At 46.1% G+C, this 16,024-nt stretch carries 14 protein-coding genes and 2 pseudogenes; 9 read left to right on the top strand and 7 right to left on the bottom strand.

All coding sequences use genetic code 11. The annotated features are described in order from the left end of the window. Nucleotides 1–4: 4 nt before the first annotated feature. Together M0Q51_11295 and M0Q51_11290 are read left to right on the top strand one after the other, a co-directional pair. The gene (locus M0Q51_11295) at nt 5–877 is read left to right on the top strand and encodes a DUF3822 family protein (protein ID MCK9400561.1); all 873 of its coding nucleotides are present in this window, start codon (nt 5–7) and stop codon (nt 875–877) included. Continuing rightward, entirely contained in the window at nt 865–1,398 is a 534-nt protein-coding gene (locus M0Q51_11290; GenBank protein ID MCK9400560.1) for an RsmD family RNA methyltransferase, read from the top strand. The genes M0Q51_11295 and M0Q51_11290 overlap by 13 nt, the downstream gene beginning before the upstream one ends. Nucleotides 1,399–1,451: 53 nt before the next feature. On the opposite strand, the gene M0Q51_11285 is transcribed toward M0Q51_11290, so the two are convergent. The 7 genes from M0Q51_11285 to M0Q51_11255 all read right to left on the bottom strand — a co-directional run bounded on the left by M0Q51_11285 (nt 1,452) and on the right by M0Q51_11255 (nt 8,521). Continuing rightward, nucleotides 1,452–1,673, bottom strand: coding sequence for a DUF2795 domain-containing protein (locus tag M0Q51_11285; protein MCK9400559.1), 222 nt, complete (start codon nt 1,671–1,673; stop codon nt 1,452–1,454). Nucleotides 1,674–1,759: 86 nt separating this feature from the next. Next, complete coding sequence (locus tag M0Q51_11280; protein MCK9400558.1) at nt 1,760–2,320, bottom strand: cob(I)yrinic acid a,c-diamide adenosyltransferase; 561 nt, start codon at nt 2,318–2,320, stop codon at nt 1,760–1,762. Then, on the bottom strand, nt 2,307–3,014 hold the full coding sequence (locus M0Q51_11275; protein MCK9400557.1) for an ABC transporter ATP-binding protein: 708 nt from the start codon (nt 3,012–3,014) through the stop codon (nt 2,307–2,309). Before M0Q51_11275 ends, M0Q51_11280 begins: the two co-directional genes overlap by 14 nt. A 36-nt stretch (nt 3,015–3,050) precedes the next feature. Further along, nucleotides 3,051–3,860 (bottom strand): class I SAM-dependent methyltransferase, encoded by an 810-nt coding sequence (locus M0Q51_11270; GenBank protein ID MCK9400556.1) that lies wholly within the window; start codon nt 3,858–3,860, stop codon nt 3,051–3,053. Next, nucleotides 3,853–5,382 carry a hypothetical protein gene (locus tag M0Q51_11265; protein MCK9400555.1) on the bottom strand — a complete coding sequence of 510 codons (1,530 nt, stop codon included), beginning with the start codon at nt 5,380–5,382 and terminating at the stop codon, nt 3,853–3,855. The genes M0Q51_11270 and M0Q51_11265 overlap by 8 nt, the downstream gene beginning before the upstream one ends. Nucleotides 5,383–5,443: 61 nt before the next feature. Continuing rightward, nucleotides 5,444–7,354: a molecular chaperone DnaK gene (dnaK, locus tag M0Q51_11260; protein ID MCK9400554.1), complete on the bottom strand. Its 1,911-nt coding sequence runs from the start codon at nt 7,352–7,354 to the stop codon at nt 5,444–5,446. A 126-nt stretch (nt 7,355–7,480) separates the two neighbouring features. Next, the gene (locus M0Q51_11255) at nt 7,481–8,521 is read right to left on the bottom strand and encodes a hypothetical protein (GenBank protein MCK9400553.1); all 1,041 of its coding nucleotides are present in this window, start codon (nt 8,519–8,521) and stop codon (nt 7,481–7,483) included. A gap of 107 nt (nt 8,522–8,628) precedes the next feature. Here M0Q51_11255 and panB point away from each other — a divergent pair, with 107 nt between their 5' ends. The 7 genes and pseudogenes from panB to M0Q51_11220 all read left to right on the top strand — a co-directional run bounded on the left by panB (nt 8,629) and on the right by M0Q51_11220 (nt 15,990). After that, nucleotides 8,629–9,447, top strand: coding sequence for a 3-methyl-2-oxobutanoate hydroxymethyltransferase (panB, locus tag M0Q51_11250; protein MCK9400552.1), 819 nt, complete (start codon nt 8,629–8,631; stop codon nt 9,445–9,447). A gap of 97 nt (nt 9,448–9,544) precedes the next feature. Beyond that, nucleotides 9,545–9,832 (top strand): annotated as a pseudogene (locus M0Q51_11245) (pseudouridine synthase). A gap of 154 nt (nt 9,833–9,986) precedes the next feature. Then, a pseudogene (locus M0Q51_11240) lies at nt 9,987–10,367 on the top strand (pseudouridine synthase). Nucleotides 10,368–10,549: 182 nt separating this feature from the next. Continuing rightward, on the top strand, nt 10,550–11,560 hold the full coding sequence (locus M0Q51_11235) for an AI-2E family transporter (protein ID MCK9400551.1): 1,011 nt from the start codon (nt 10,550–10,552) through the stop codon (nt 11,558–11,560). A gap of 209 nt (nt 11,561–11,769) precedes the next feature. Then, entirely contained in the window at nt 11,770–12,567 is a 798-nt protein-coding gene (locus M0Q51_11230) for a T9SS type A sorting domain-containing protein (protein ID MCK9400550.1), read from the top strand. Between the two features lie 96 nt (nt 12,568–12,663). Beyond that, nucleotides 12,664–13,131, top strand: a complete 468-nt coding sequence (locus M0Q51_11225; GenBank protein MCK9400549.1) for a hypothetical protein — start codon at nt 12,664–12,666, stop codon at nt 13,129–13,131. Nucleotides 13,132–13,149: 18 nt separating this feature from the next. After that, the gene (locus tag M0Q51_11220) at nt 13,150–15,990 is read left to right on the top strand and encodes a hypothetical protein (GenBank protein MCK9400548.1); all 2,841 of its coding nucleotides are present in this window, start codon (nt 13,150–13,152) and stop codon (nt 15,988–15,990) included. Nucleotides 15,991–16,024: the final 34 nt, after the last annotated feature.

The raw sequence follows: 16,024 nt of genomic DNA, 5'->3' as shown, positions 1-16,024 counted from the left end.
CGAAATGAATGCTTTCATGTCGCCTGACCGTTATTTCGACCCGGAATCCGGCCGCATTTCCGCATATTTCAGCAAACTATTCATCCTGATAGGACAGGAATCCCTGCAATATTGCATCCTCGATACGGGAAAAAACATTTTCGTTGCATTGGCGGATTTTCGGCTGCCATCATCTCCCAAAACCCAGGAGGCCTTTTATTCTGATATTTCACAGTTGATTTCGGAAGAGGAAATATTGCAAAAAAAATATTCTTCGGTAGTTATTGGCCTTGATACAGCTGCGCATACGCTGGTTCCCGCTCCTTTATTCGATTCAGACCACAGTAAAAAATACCTGGAATTTAATTTCGGATTGACAGGCAATGGGAAGGTCAGTGCGGACAGGTTAGAGGAAATCGATGCATATAACGTTTATGAAATTCCGCCGGGTTTATTGGATGTCCTTCAGGTTAATTACGGGGAAGCAGCTATTTTTCACCGTAGTTCTGTACTGATCAGGGCTATATATCACCATCATAAAATCAGCCCTGAACCGGCATGCTTATTCCTGAATGTGAGAGACCGGTTTATTGATCTGATCTCTTTTCAGGGCACCCGTCTCGTCTATTTCAATTCTTATTCCTGCCAAGGCAAGGAAGATATGCTTTATTACACACTTTATACTCTTGAGCAGTTAAAACTAAGTCCTGATACTGTGCAACTATTTATTTCCGGCATGCTTGATGTGGATTCTGATTCGCATCGTCTGCTGGAGCAATATATACGCGCGGTTTCATTTTCTGATAGCCTCAGTTCCTTTGATTACAGCCCTTTGCTTCACCAGTTGCCTGTGCACCGCTATCAGGAAATATACGCCCTTGCCCTATGCGGATCATAAAAGGGACCCACCGGGGAAGAAAAATTACGGCGCCGGCCAGCCTGCCGGTCAGACCAACTACCGACCTGGCCAAAGAAAGCCTGTTTAATATCCTTGACAATCATATTTATTTTGAAGATATCCGTGTCCTGGACCTTTATGCAGGGACCGGAAGTATTTCATATGAGTTTGCTTCCAGGGGCAGCCAACAAATTATTTCCGTCGATATCCACCCCGGTTGTATCAGGTTCATAAGCGAAACCGCCACCCAGCTGAGGTTTGACCGGATGAAAGCCATCAGGTCGTCCTCGATCGGCTTCCTGAACCATTGCAGCGAGAAATTCGACCTTATCTTTGCTGATCCCCCCTATGAACTGGAGGGGATCGAGGATGTGATCAACATTGTTTTTGACAGGCAGCTTCTTCATGAGGGAGGTTGGCTAATCATTGAGCATGCAAAGGGTAAAGATTTTTCAACTATTCCGAATTTCTTCCAGCACAGGAATTATGGCAAGGTGAATTTCACTTTCTTCAGAAAATAAAAAAGGCTGCCTTTCGACAGGCAGCCACTATAAGATTTAATCAACTCTTTGATTTAATACTCGTCTTCGTGGAAGAAAAAATCTTCCTTGGTTGGGTAATCCGGCCAGATATCCTCGATGCTTTCATAGATATCTCCTTCGTCCTCAAGTTCTCTAAGATTTTCAACCACTTCAGCCGGGGCACCTGAACGGATGCACCAGTCGATTAACTCCTCTTTAGTGCAGGGCCAAGGAGCATCTTCCAGTTTTGAAGCTAATTCCAACGTCCAGTACATAGCATTAAAATTAGGTTTTAATTTCCTGCAAAAATATGTTTTTTTAAATAAAAGTCAAGAGGAATTTATTACTTGAAAAATAAAGGTTAAGTTCTTGCTTTCCAGGCAGTTTCAGTAGCGCCGAGGTCTTTTCCCAAACGGCGGGCCAGGACAAACAGGAAATCGGATAGCCTGTTGAGGTATTGTATGACCTTTTCTTCTACGGGTTGTGATCGGGCAAGGCGGATCGTATGACGTTCTGCACGACGGCAAACACAGCGGGCAACATGACAATAAGAAACCACGGGGTGCCCTCCCGGAAGGATAAAAGATTTCAGTTCCGGCAGGACTTCATTCATGTGGTCAATTTCCTGCTCAAGAAAAGTGATGTCGGCATCGTTCAATTCAGGTAATTTTATTGTCGCCTCCGCCGCGGGATCCAAGGCGATGATGGATTCGGCCGTGAAAAGCCTGTCCTGTATTTCCAGCAGTATATCCTTGAAATACATGTCGATGTCCTGGTCCCGGATCAGCCCAATGTATGAATTGAGCTCATCTATAGTTCCGTAAGCTTCGATGCGGGGATGGAATTTTGGCACCCTGGTGCCGCCGATCAGTGAAGTCTGACCTTTGTCACCGGTACGGGTGTATATTTTAATCCTGGACATAGATATTCTTATTTTTCTCATCAGAAGAAATCATCCCGTCGATCAGGCGGATAATGCGATGAGCATAGCGGGCTATCGCCTCCTCATGGGTAACCACAATGATCGTATTCCCGGCCCGGTGAATATCCACCAGCAGTCTCATGATTTCATCGGAAGTTTTAGAATCGAGGTTGCCTGTGGGCTCATCAGCCAGGATCAGGGATGGATTGTTGACCAGGGCCCGGGCGGTAGAAACACGCTGGCGCTGCCCGCCGGATAATTCGTTGGGCTTATGATTCATGCGGTCGGATAAGCCCACCGATTCCAGTGTTTTTGTCGCTCTCGTTATCCTGTCAACCTTGCCAATACCGGCATAAACCAGGGGCAGCATGACATTCTCCAGGGCGGTTGACCGGGGCAAAAGGTTGAAAGTCTGAAAAATAAACCCGATCTCCTTGTTCCGGATCTCGGCCAGTTCATTGTCATTCAGTTTGCTCACATCATTGCCGCTCAGGAAATACTGACCTGAAGTCGGCGTATCCAGGCAACCTACGAGGTTCATCAATGTCGACTTGCCGGATCCGGAAGCACCCATCAGGGCTACAAATTCATTTTTCTGGATTACTGTCGAAACGCCACGCAGGGCTTTGACTATCTCTAAACCAACTTTAAAATGGCGGGTGATTTCCACCAACCGGATTACTTCATTGTTCATCGCTCCCATATTCAATCAAACAAATGTAAGAAACATTTAGATATACCTGAGCCTGAAATGCTGCTTCGAGGATTCTTTCCTGAATATTACCCAGCCGGTGGAAAAGAAGTCCAGACTGACCCTGACTTCATCTTTCTGCCTTATTAAATCCCAGGCTTCTTCCATCCCGGGAGAGGAATGGATATCGTCAAATATTAAAACCGTTTCGTTACCGGAATGATCAAAGCATTGCTCATAATAATCAATCACGGCTTCCTTATGGTGGTTGCCATCAATAAAGACAAGGTCAACCATTCCAAGCCGGTCAAGGGCTATCGACAGATTTTCCTCAAATAGTCCTTCCATCAGTTCAACATTTTTAATACCAAGCCTGTTGAAATGCTCTCTTGCTTTGCGGCTCAACTCCGGGCAACCCTCGAGGGTAGTGATCCTGGCATCTGGATTGGCCAGTGCGAGGTAAGCCGTAGTGATTCCCAGCGAAGTCCCTATTTCCAGTATCTTTTTGGCTTTCATGAACCGGACCAGGCGGTAAAGCCGCCTGGCATTCCTGGGCGGAGTAAGGGAAGTCAGGGCAATTTTCCGAACCGCTATCGGATAAATTCTGCCTGGGTGATATTTCCCGCTTTCCCCGTAATCGGTCTTTTGGATGCTTTCATCACTAATTATACACTCCTGCCTGATCTGCTCGATTCGTTCAAAATCCCCTGATGGTTTATCTCTTCTGATAACTTCCCCTATCAATGTATACAGATACGGCGAGTGAACACGGTAACGATTTCCGGAGTGCAGCAAAAAATCAATAAAACGGCCGGTTAACCAGGCTTTTTGAGTAATCTTGCTATTCAAGGGAAATTTTATTGATATAGAAAACCGTTCTTTCGTTCTTCTCTGTCAGCAGGTTATTTCGGATGGTATGATATCCATAGGCCAGGAAGTAATAATCATACCAGTGGATGAGACGGTTTTGACCGACAGCCGTGATTTTATCCCCAAATTCGGATGTTTCAAGGTCCAATTTGGTAAATGGCTCCAGTTCGGCATTCTCCATGCAGATCCTGTAGGATATTTTCGAACCGTCGTTGTAGAATAAAATGGCCGGTTCACCATCAAAAAAATAAGCCGTTTTTTTATCCAATCGATTAGTAGGAGCGACGTTGACTTCCAGGCTGTTGTCCCAAACCAGTTTCCCGTCAAAATTAAAAGCAGTAAGAATGGAATTAAAAAAACGGTAACCTTCAAAAACAGTATAAGTATGGGTGACCGGCCTTCCCCAATAATCATAAGAGATGTCGCTCACCGTCCGGAATTCAGGGTAAAAAGCTTCCAGCATCATGACCAGCGCGCTGTCATGCCATTCCGGATCATGGGTCAATAATTCATAATTCATTGAATATTCGGGGGATTCACGTTCCTTTTTTTTCTGGAGCCTGTAAAAATCCCTTGCACTCACACCAGCCCTGAGGTTATGGAATTCCATGAAATTGTAGTAATTCATGAACTCCTGTTTCTTTTCGCTGATACGGGTGGCAAAAACACCTGTCGATTCAATCCCGAAATATTCGTTTACTGAAGGCATCTTTGAAGCGATGCTCCCGTATGTCCCCAGGAGAAGCTGATGCGCACTGTCAGCCGCATAGATCCTGGCCGTATTGAGGTATTTACCGGTAATGACCGCGGAGATTTCCATATCATATATGAAACCTGCATCAACAGACAGGACGAGCAGATACATCTTATTTTGCTTGCGGGAGAGGTAGTTGCTGACGGTACTCATGACCTGGCCGTGAAAAGGGTCGTAAATAATATCTTCAATAAAATTCTGATCCGGGTAGGTTATTCGAAACTCATAGATCGGGCCGGATTTAACGTCGATGAAATAAATGGCAGCCTGTTCATTTTTCAGGTTCAGGCCCAGGAAGATCCTGGTGCCGGCAATGCAGAACTTGATAAAAGTACTTTCAGCCGGAAGGTTTCCCTTTGTTTCATACGATAATCCATTAGCCAGGTCGAGGGTGAGCAATTGGAAATTATCAGTACCGGGTTTTACTTTATCGGTGTTGATGAAAAAGAGATAAAGGAGGGAATCTTTCCGGATGAAATCCTGGTAAGAAGCATTAGCAACAACCGGAATATTGGCTTTCCACACTTCTGTGAAAGATGGGTTATAAAAGGTAAAAAACCAGTTTTTGCTATTTTCACCAGCTGCATCCCTGGTCTCGAAGAAAACCAGGAACCCCTGGTCGCCCAGGGGTATTAAATCATAAATATCACTGTTGATGGCGGCTTCAAACTCAAGCCTGACTACTCCTGTCTGGCTTTTGCCAGCCAGGCACATCAGGAGTAATGATATGAGGAAGATGTTTTTCATTCAGCAGTAAAACGAATATAACAAAGGTAATATTATACCTGTTTTACTGCTAAAATGGGTTCTATTTAACTTCTTCGAAATCGACGTCGGTCACTTCACCGTCGTTTTTATTGCCACCCTGCTGTCCGGGGCCTTCATCCTGCTGCGCACCTGGTTGTTGTTGTGAAGATTGGGCTCCCTGGTACATCTCGGTGCTTGCTTTTTGCCATTTATCGTTCAGGTTGGTCATTGCCGCATCGATAGCAGCAATGTCCTGGCTTTTGTGTGCCTCTTTTAACTGTCCGAGTGCCGTTTCCAAATCACCTTTCACAGTAGCCGGAATTTTATCTCCATATTCTTTCAGCTGTTTTTCAGTCTGGAAGATGAGGGCATCAGCCGCGTTGAGTTTATCAACGCTTTCCCTTGCTTTCTTGTCGGTTTCGGCATTTTCCTGGGCTTCCCGTTTCATCCGGTCGATTTCTTCCTGGTTGAGGCCGGAAGAAGCTTCGATTCGGATCTGCTGGGAACGTCCTGTGGCTTTATCTTTTGCCGCGACATGCAGGATGCCGTTGGCGTCTATGTCGAAGGTAACTTCAATCTGTGGTATGCCACGTGGTGCCGGCGGGATGCCGTCGAGATGGAAACGCCCGATGCTCTTGTTCTGGGTTGCCATGGGGCGTTCGCCCTGCAGAACATGGATTTCCACCGATGTCTGGGTGTCGGAAGCAGTTGAAAACACCTCCGATTTCTTTGTCGGAATAGTGGTATTCGACTCAATTAATTTGGTAAATACACTGCCTAAAGTTTCAATGCCAAGCGACAGCGGGGTCACGTCCAGCAAAAGCACATCCTTCACTTCGCCGGTGAGCACGCCTCCCTGGATAGCTGCTCCTACTGCGACGACCTCATCCGGGTTCACGCCTTTGGAAGGCTCCTTGCCAAAGAAGTCTTTAACAATTTGCTGGATCACAGGTATCCGGGTAGAACCGCCAACGAGGATAACCTCATCAATCCCGGAGGCCTCCAGGCCGGCATCTGCTAATGCTTTGCGGCAGGGCTCAATCGTCATCTGGACATATTTATCGATCAGCTGCTCAAATTTGGAGCGGGTCAGTTTTCTTACCAGGTGCTTTGGCACACCGTCAACCGGCATGATGTACGGAAGGTTGATCTCAGTTTCAGTGGAACTGGAAAGCTCGATTTTAGCCTTTTCGGCAGCTTCCTTCAGACGCTGAAGTGCCATAGGGTCTTTCCGCAGATCGACGCCCTCATCTTTCTTAAACTCTTCAGCCAACCAGTCAATAACAGTATGGTCAAAGTCATCACCACCAAGGTGGGTATTGCCGTTCGTTGATTTCACCTCGAAAATCCCATCTCCCAACTCGAGGATGGAAATGTCGAAAGTACCGCCACCAAGATCGAAAACGGCTACTTTAATGTCCTTGTGTTTCTTATCGAGCCCATAAGCCAGCGCTGCTGCCGTAGGCTCGTTGATAATCCTTCGGACCTTCAGGCCTGCAATTTCGCCGGCCTCTTTGGTGGCCTGCCGCTGTGAATCGCTGAAATATGCCGGAACCGTGATGACGGCTTCGGTAACAGTCTGTCCGAGATAATCCTCGGCTGTTTTCTTCATTTTCTGCAATACCATGGCAGATATTTCCTGCGGGGAATAAAAGCGATCATCAATCTTAACACGGGGTGTGTTGTTGTCGCCGCGCGTCACTTCGTAAGTGACCCTTTTTATTTCGGTGGTGACCTGGTCAAAGGTCTCACCCATGAATCGTTTGATCGAATATACGGTTCGTTTGGGGTTGGTGATGGCCTGGCGTTTGGCAGGGTCGCCAACTTTCCGTTCGTTATTATCAGTGAAAGCTACGATAGAAGGGGTGGTCCTGCGTCCTTCGCTGTTAGGGATCACTACAGGTTCATTGCCTTCCATTACCGAGACACAGGAGTTTGTCGTCCCAAGGTCTATTCCAATTATCTTTCCCATAAAAAATGATTTATAAAATCGTTATAAATAAAAATCAAGAATTTTTCTTTGGGATGTCAATGATTATGCCATATTTGACCTTCTGCCAGCGAGTGACAAAAAGTCATAAAGAAGGCCCGGGAAAGATCAATCAATAAATTTAAGGTTTGCAGTAAGGGGATCGGTCTTTATCGTTTGGATTGTAATGTTGCCGATCTTTTTTGTCCGAATTTTTTTATAGCGGCTGGAGAATAATCCAATTCCATTGCTGATATTAGTGTATTCCGGCCGCTCCTGTATAATACTGTTCGAAGGTTCATTGACCTCCATGTAGGTATTGAGATCCAATGCAGCGACGGCAATGATGAAATCGACATCATTGGTGTGCCGCTCTTTGACGTTTGCTTCCATGGCCAGGTCACTATATGGAATCTCATTACTGATTAAAGTGTAAAAGCCTTCGTTACTAAACTCGATTTTCAATTCTTCGCCACCTTTATCACTTACAGATTTCTTGGTTCCCATCCCCCAGTCGATATATTTGTAAAGTGTATCCGGGCTGTTCAGCAAGACTTCTTTATACTTAATACGCATCATCACTTCATATCTTTTTCCATGCTTAGCGGATTCCCATTCAATTTTCCCGGGAACTCCCTTTGTGAACTGGATAGAATTTGATCCTGCAGTGGGCTTGAGTATTGAGAAGTCATTGACCAGGTTGGTCACGGCTGTGATCTCCTTGTTGTTGACTTCCACTTTTAACCGGTATTCACGGGATGTTGCTGGCTCATAAGGCGTGTAATAAATGATCTGGTATGGGTTATAGAAAAAACCTTGTTCCTTGTTTTTTACAGTAATAGTATCTAGCGGATATGATTTGATAAAGTCGCCATTTTCCCATTCTTCGATGGATGCCTGAAGGCCGTTGACATAGCTGCTTGAATCTTCGATTTTGGCCATTTCCAGCACATTCCCATCGCCCAGGAATGCTTTGTTGATCTTGAGGAAGATGGTATCTTCGCCCGGATCGAGCAGGCCGAAAACTACCGTGATATCCTGGTAAGGGGCATTGATGTCGAAATTTTCTTCACACGACCAGGTGAAGAGCAGGATGGAGAGGAGCAGGAATACAAAAGTTCGCAGTTCCCGGTTCGCGGTTCGCGGGCGAATTTTCAGAATATTATTCATAGCATCAAAGTAGCGTGCAAAAATAGCTTATTCACCAATATTTTAGCAATTATATCGAATTAATTGTTGTTAACTTTGCAATCTTGTAACGCAGAAAAAATAGAATTATGCAACCCGATTCCAGAAAATATGCAAAGATCACAACCCATGTCCTGCAGGAGATGAAGTTAAAAGGGGAGAAGATCGCTATGCTTACGGCTTACGATTTTTCTTTTGCCACGCTCCTCGATGAGGCCGGCATAGATGTGATCCTGGTGGGTGATTCAGCCTCTAACGTGATGGCCGGACATACCACGACGCTGCCTATCACACTTGACCAGATGATTTACCATGCATCTTCGGTGATGCGGGCTGTCAGGCGGGCACTGGTGGTAGTCGACCTGCCATTCGGAACCTACCAGGGGAACTCCAAGGAAGCGCTGAATTCCGCGATCCGCATCATGAAAGAATCGGGCGCCAACGCGGTGAAGATGGAAGGAGGCAAGGAGGTCCTCGAGTCGATCGACCGGATCCTGTCGGCCGGTATACCGGTGATGGGACATCTGGGCCTCACCCCGCAGTCGATCAACAAGTTCGGTACTTATGTCGTCAGGGCCACCGAAAATGCAGAAGCAACCAAGCTCAAGCGTGATGCGGAATTGCTGGAAGGGGCAGGTTGTTTTGCCATTGTACTCGAAAAGATACCGGCAAAACTGGCCATGGAAGTGACCGCAAGTGTGCGGATCCCAATCATAGGCATCGGTGCCGGCCCGCATGTCGACGGACAGGTACTCGTGCTGCATGACATGCTGGGCATCAACATGAAATTCTCGCCCCGCTTTCTGCGCCGGTATCATAACCTGAGCGACGAGATCAAAGGCTCCGTCCAGGCTTATATTGTTGATGTGAAAACGGCTGATTTTCCGAATGAAAGAGAACAGTATTAGTCGGCAGCAGGCAGTAGGCAGTTGGCGGTGGATTCCCCTGTAGGGGTCACCGGCCGGTGACCCCTACAGGCCATAATAACAACCTAATAATAACCTAATGACCTCGCCCATCCTATATGAAGATAATCACCTGCTCATCATCAACAAGCAACCGGGGGAGATCGTGCAGGGTGATAAGACCGGTGATGAGCCAATGGCGGAAGTTCTGAAAACATACATTAAAGCTAAATACCATAAACCCGGAGAGGTATTCCTGGGCGTGGTGCACCGTTTGGACCGGCCGGTCAGCGGGGCGGTGATCTTTGCAAGGACCAGCAAGGCGATGGCAAGGATGAATGAGTTGCTGAAGAACCGGGAGATCAGGAAGGTGTATTGGGCGATTGTTGGCAGTTCGCAGTTCCCGGTTCGCAGTTCGCAGTTCGCAGTTGGCAGTTCGCAGTTCGCAATTCGCAGTTCGCAGTTCGCAATCAATACAAAGAAACGAGAAACCGGAACCGGGAACTGGGGACTGGGAACCGCGAACTGCCGACTGGAACCATCTTACCCATTATCTCAAAAAAAACGAGCAGCAGAATAAATCCTACGTCCACGACCTGCCGGGGGAGGGGAGGCTGAAGGCTGAGCTGAAGTACCGGAAAATTGCATCCTGTGAGCGTTACGACCTGCTGGAAGTGGAGTTGCTGACCGGGCGGCACCACCAGATCAGGGCGCAGCTTGCTGCAATTGGCTACCCCATCAAAGGCGACCTGAAGTACGGTTTTCCACGTTCCAACCCTGACGGCTCAATTAGTCTGCATGCCCGGCTGGTAGAGTTCGTGCATCCGGTAAGACAGGAGCTGATGAACATCATGGCGCCGGTACCGGAGGATAAGTTGTGGAACGTTTTGAAAAATAACATTGTGCCTAACATTGTGACCTGACAGCGTCCGCAGCAGGCGGACCTGACAGCGTCGGGCATGCAGTTTTGACGCTGACAGGTCTTTCGACGCTATCAGGTCAGACAATAAGTTTCAACGCAGTCATGTCATTCAATTTGAAATTCAATTGATGCCTTGTTTAATTAAAAAACCCTAAATTAGCACTTCAATTAAATTTTTTTTTTATGAAACCCGTCATTCAAAATCTTGTCGCGGTAGCTGCCGTCGTGATCATCCTGACCGGCATGAAAGCAGCTTCTGGAATGTTGAACCAGGTCCTGATTGCTCTTCTGTTGTCGATGTGCATCATTCCACTGCCTACCTGGTTAATCAAAAAAGGGGCGCCGAGATGGTTAGCCATAGTCATCGCACTGGTGGTCATCCTCATTGGTGGATTAGGCTTCTCAGCCTTACTGGCTAAATCCATCTCGGATGTAGTGGCCAGCTTACCCAAATACGAAGAGAAGGTGACAATTTTTTACCATGAATTCCTGGATTTTGCAGCAAGTAATAACCTGGATATTTCAGAACTGTTGAAGAAGGCGAATATAGGTCCACAGAATATCATCGGTGCAGCAAGGGCCATTGTGAACATCCTGACAGGCTTTATCAGTGCTTCTTTTGTCATTTCCCTGTTGATCGCCTTTATGGTTATCGAACTGGTCACTTACAGTGACAGTATTAAAAAAGGCAAAATAGACGAAATCATGGCGGTGAGCTGGATCCACGACATGGGTGGGGATTTGCGCATGTATGTGAACATTACCTCTCTTGGCGGGGTACTCACGGCGGTGCTGAATTTTTTCCTTCTGCTGATCCTCGGTGTGGACTTTCCCTTTCTCTGGGCTGTACTGTCGTTCCTGCTGAATTTTGTCCCCAATATCGGGTTTATCATTTCTTTCATACCGCCTGCGTTGCTGGCCCTTGTAGACCTGGGAGTTACCCAGGCCCTGATTGTATCCGGGGGTTTCTGGCTGATCAATGCGCTTGTGGAGAACGTGTTCCGGCCGATCTTCATGAAAGAAAGCCTGAACATTTCCCTGCTTACCATATTCCTGTCTCTTCTTTTCTGGGGTTACATTCTTGGCTTGCCCGGTGCCGTCCTCGGTGTGCCACTGACACTTGTGGTGATAAAGATTTTTAAGGGGATGGGCAGTAAGGAGGTAAAAGATACCTCGCTTTTCACGAAGGAATGACGCGATTAAAATGGGACAGTGGAACAATTGAACAATACCTGAAATAAAGTATCAACTTAATCACACCTGCTGAAATCAAAGGCTTCTCTTACCTGTAGGGCATAGGGTTTTATAGCAATGATAAAAAACGTCTGTTTCTACTCCCGCTGCCAGAAAAGGTTGCGGGGTTTTTTTATAGTATCTTAGTCGCTTCAAAACCGGAAAATACCATGAGAAAGATAATAACCGCCGCTGTAATGACTCTGCTTATTTCAGCCTTGAATTATAATGCCAGCTTCTCCCCAAATGCTGTAAGCTGGGTGACGGCAGCACCGCTAAGCGGGCAAATCCAGCCAGGGGATACAAGCCAAATCATTTTTAACTTCAATTCAGCAGGCCTCCCGATAGATAATTATTATATCGACCTGATCATCAGCAGCAATGACCCGAAAATTCCCGAATTGGATGTACTCACTATGCTGCATGTCCAGGTTCTGAATATCCTGATTAACCCTGAACAAGACAGCATTTGCCAGGGCTGCTTTACCCAGCTGATAACAAGCGTCTTCGGCTGCTCGGAAGCCTACTCCTTCGCCTGGGCTTCTGATCCGCCCGGATTTTCTTCAACTGAAAAAAGCCCGGTGGTAAGCCCACAGGTCAATACAACCTATACGGTTACTGTCACCGATGGAAATTACTCCAGCCAGAAGAGCGTTGAGATTAAGGTTTACGGTTCTTCAGGAATTAAAGAAGACCGGCTTGTTTCTAATCTTTCCGTATTTCCAAATCCTTGTGATGAAGCTTGTGTGATTAAATTCAGGTCTGAATACCTTGGAGATGGACTTATCAATATCATTGACCTTACGGGTGCTGTACTCAAGACTACCCCGGTTATCATAATCAAAGGGTTGAACGAATTTACGATAAGGACTGATAATATTGATGCGGGAGCGTATTTATTGACTTTGGAAGCTGATGATAAATCAAAACACTCTGTTCTAATTTCTGCAAAGATATTTATCCGTTAAAATATAAGTTTCGCTGTGTAACTTATTCTTCTTATTAGAAAAACTCCACCAAAACAAAAAAAGTTTTTACTAATTTCAACCCAAAATGTAAAGACTATGAAGAAAGCTGCCCCGAAAAGTCCCAGAATAAAGAAAAGCCCCGGGAAATCACATCCTTCCGGTGCCAGGAGAGCAGGTTACATCGTGGCCATCGTGGTTATGATCGTGCTCATTTATATCCTCCGCAACCTAAGATCGTGGGGATTCACTTTTCTGACAGAAGACTTCGGCAAATGCCTCTTCTATATCGAGATTTCCATCTACGTTTCCATCGTCGCGCAGGCACTCTTCATCTTTTACGATAACCGCTGGTTCAAACATCTCGTCCAGGGCATCATCAATATTGCCGGCGCCGTGGCTTTGATCATGATCTATGTCATTTTTCCTTTTGATATCGAGGACGGTACCTGGATCAAATGGATTAAAATCGGCATCCTGGTAATTTTCGGCATTACGGTGATTACTATTTTCGTGGAACTCATTAAGGGAATCCGCGACCTGGGGAAGGACCCGGAGGCGGTTTAATACTAAACCTTTCGCACTATGCGCTTTGCTCTCCGCCCTGTGTTCTTCGCTCTCTGCTCCCTGCCCATAGCCCTCTTTGCACAGTACTTCACCATTGGCACTGATCCGGCATCGGTACGATGGAACCAGATAAAAACCAGCCACTTCAAACTGATCTACCCGGTTTCACTGGAAGCACAAGCTAAATATATCGCCAATGCTTTTGAATATGGCTACAAACCGGTATCTGCATCTCTTAATGTCACCCCACGAAGATGGCCTGTTATCCTTCACAACCAGTCGGTCATTTCCAATGCTTTAACTCCTTATGCCCCAAAAAGAATTGAGATTTTCACAATGCCTCCACAGGACAACTATTCCCAGGATTGGATGGATCAGCTTATCATTCACGAGTTCCGGCATTCGGCTCAATATAGCTCTGTAGACCGAGGATTGACCCACGCCTTGTCATTCGTTTTTGGCCAACAAGCAGTTCCAGCAGTATTGGGGCTGTTTGTCCCCCTCTGGTTCATCGAAGGGGATGCTATTGTGACAGAAACCGCATTGAGCCATAGCGGCAGGGGCCGAATCCCTTATTTTGAAATGAAACTCCGGGCACAATTCCTTGAAAAAGGTATTTATTCGTATGATAAAGCTGTAAACGGATCGTATAAGGATTTTATCCCGGATCATTATGAGCTGGGATACCTGTTGGTCGGCCAAACCCGCATACAATACGGCAAAGAAACGTGGAGCCGTGTGATGCGCAGAACCGGAAACATCCCGCTGATGCTGGTGCCGTTCTCCAATACACTTTACAAGGAAACCGGTTACAGTAAAAGCAGACTTTATGCAAACATTACATCTAACCTGCAGCAATCCTGGTTATCAGCTGACAAAGAACTTAACCCCACATTTTTTTTACCTGTGCTTAAATCAAAGGAAAAATTTTACTCCAACCGTACACAGCCTTCTGCTCTTTCTGACGGACGCATCATAACCCGGAAATCATCCATTTACGACATCACCCGGATCACGATTATTGATAAGACAGGCGCGGAAAACAAACTGCTCAGCCCCGGATCAATGGTTGATAAGTGCTTGTCGGTTGCAGGTAACCTGCTCTGTTGGGCTGAAATGGTTCGTGATCCCCGCTGGGACCTTCGTACTTATTCGGTAATCATGCTTCATGACCTGCAAACCGGCCATACCAGGCAAATCACCCATAATACACGATACTTCTCTCCCGATCTTTGTCGGGATGGCAGTGAGATTACAACAGTAGAAGTCGATCAGATGAACCAATATTTCCTGGTTATCCTGGATATTGAAAATGGAGAGGTCATTCATCGGTTCCCCACCCCGAATAACTTTTTTCCGAGCCACCCTGCATGGTCGATCGATGGAAAACAAATAGCGGTGATCCTTACCCGGGATGATGAAGGTAAAAGCCTGGTTATCGCAGATGCAAATAGCGGAGAGTTCAAACTCCTGCTGCCATTCTCAAATACAGAAATCTCTAAGCCATCCTTCTACTACAATTATATCCTGTTTACCGGCGCCTATACGGGCATAGATAACATTTTCGCTCTTAACCCGGATTCAAATAAACTATACCAGGTGACTTCGTCGCGTTTTGGAGCAACAGATGCTATCGTTTCACCGGATGGATTACATCTTTATTACACTAATTATACTTCTTCAGGATATGAACTGGCATGGACCTTACTCAATCCCTATTCATGGAAAAAATGGAACCCGGCAAACCTTTACCACTTTGAACTGGCTGATGCCCTCGCCAGCCAGGAAAACTTCATATTTAACGCCGGAGAGGTCCCCGATTCAGCTTTTATAAGCAAACCTTACCGTAAAGGGCTTAATCTATTCAATTTCCACAGCTGGGGGCCCTTTTCGGCGGATATCGACAATATGAATTTCAAGCCGGGGGTGTCCCTGCTTTCGCAAAACCTCCTGGGAACCAGTTATACTTCGCTTGGTTATGAGTATAACCTTAACGAAGAAGCCGGGAAATATTTTCTGAAATACAGTTATGAAGGGCTTTATCCTGCCATCGACCTTAATATGGATTATGGCCTGCGGCGGGGGACCCATACTGATAGTACAGGCGGGAAAACGAATTATAAATTCCATGAGCTAAACCTGGCTGCCGGGGTAAGAATTCCGCTAAACTGGTATGTCAGGAGCTGGTTTGTAGGTTTCCAACCTTATGTAGGGTATTCATATAAATTCCTGCGGATGGATCCGGGTTCAGAATTGAAATTCAGGAAAGACCGTTTCCATTCGTTTGATTATCGTCTTTTTTTCTATGCCCAGTTACAGCAAACATACAGGGACCTTATTCCCAGATGGGGCCAGTTGTTGGAGCTCAACTACCGGCATACGCCTTTTGATGGTGATTCGGCGAGTTCCATTTTTGCTGCTCAAATCGTCCTTTATTTCCCCGGACTGTTTCGGCATCATGGTTTCCGGTTTTATGGCGGGTACCAGGACAGGTTAGTCGATTATTATAGATATGGCGGGCTGATCAGCCTGCCAAGGGGGTATTCGGGTATTTTTGCCGACCGGGTATTAAGCGGATCGGTATCCTATGAATTTCCGATTTTTTATCCCGATTGGCACATAGGGCCGGTTATTTATATGAAAAGACTGAAAGCCGCCTTATTTTATGATCATGCCTGGGTTTTTGACATGGAACCCGGTCAAAGTTACAATTCAATTGGAGCAGACCTGACCCTGGATTTTCATCTTTTCAGGCATTTTGCTCCATTGGAAGCCGGCTTAAGGTCAATTTACTTTCCGGAAAACGGCAGGTTTGGATTTGAGTTTCTCTACAGACTCAATCTCGATGGCCTATATTAAGTTTCTAGTTTCTAGTTTCTAGTTTCTAGTTTCA

Source organism: Bacteroidales bacterium (genome assembly GCA_023229505.1).
Taxonomy (GTDB): Bacteria; Bacteroidota; Bacteroidia; order Bacteroidales; family JAGOPY01; genus JAGOPY01.
This window is presented reverse-complemented; position numbering and strand designations above follow the sequence as displayed.